General features: G+C 60.5%; 1 protein-coding gene. It reads right to left on the reverse strand.

Annotated elements, in window-relative coordinates; translation table 11 throughout:
• A partial coding sequence (locus ACZXDY_RS45960; RefSeq protein ID WP_464350020.1) for an IS110 family RNA-guided transposase occupies nucleotides 1–1,111 on the reverse strand: 1,111 nt, incomplete at its 3' end.
• Nucleotides 1,112–1,215 lie beyond the last annotated feature (104 nt).

Here is a 1,215-nt window from a genome sequence, read left to right on the forward strand (position 1 = left end):
GTCGAGGTGCCATGAGCTCGCGGTTGATTGCCCAAATGAAGGCGGATAGCTCTCGGGCAATCGCCGTGACGATTACGGTTCGCCGCTTGCCCTTCCGCTCGAGTGAGCGGAAGCGTCCGCACAATCTGGTTTGCGCTTTCCATGCGATCTCTCGCGCGCGTCTCGGTGCGGCCTCCACCTTTGGCTGCTTGTCTCGGCTCACGCGCGGCGGATATCGATAGCTCCAGGCCGCCTCCACAAGAATACGTCGCGCCCGCCCATTACCGGCTTTGGTGATGCCGCCTCGCTTAACCTTGTCGCCAGTCGAGTTTTCCGTGGGCACCAGACCCAGATAGCCCATCAGCTCGCGCGGATTTTGAAAGCGGGAGAGATCACCGATCTCGGCCAGCACCCCCACAGCCGCAATGAGATCAATTCCCCGCATCGCCTGCAGAGCCGCGACAACCTCGGCAAGCGACCACTCCGGTACTACCTCGCGGATGGCATCTTCCAAACGCTCCATCCGCTCACTTTCCTGGCGTATCCCCTCAAGTAACTCCTCGAATGCGATGCGCTGCTCGCGATGCTCGAGCTTCTGCGACATCAGCCATCTCATGTGGGCTGGTCCCCACGTTGTCTTGCCCGGATAGATGCGTCCCAGTCGCAGCATCAATGACGAGATCTGTTGACGCTTGCCCTGGAGGTCCTTCTTCACTGCCTGACGGGCGCGCGAGAGATCGCGCATAGCCTCATGGCGCTCGTCCGGCACCCATACCGCGGTGAGCTCGCCCGCGCGCAACAGCTTGGCGAGGCTTACTGCATCGCGCCGGTTCGTCTTCACTCGATCGCCGGCCTTCTTCGGAACGAGCGAGGGGGCCACCACCAGGCAGTCATGGCCGAGGCTCTTGAGCAGTCTGTAGAGGCCATATCCTGTCGGCCCTGCTTCGTAGCAAAACGTCAGATGACAGCATTTCGCTGCAAGCTTTGCCACCAGCTTTCGGATCGCTGCCTCCGTGGCAGAAAACTCCCCGAGATATCGTACCTCGCCGCCACGGCCGCCATCGGCAATGGCTATTGCATTGCGCGATTTTGACGTATCGATTCCGACAAAGACCTCGGTATGATGACCCACGACTCGCCCTCCTTGTTTGAGGCTCTGCCCGGTCCATCCAGGCAACCCTCGTCGCAACATTGAGGGTGAGTCGCCTCATTTTGTGGAGGGGACATACAGTCTAG

It is taken from the genome of Bradyrhizobium sp. LeoB3, assembly GCF_055456055.1.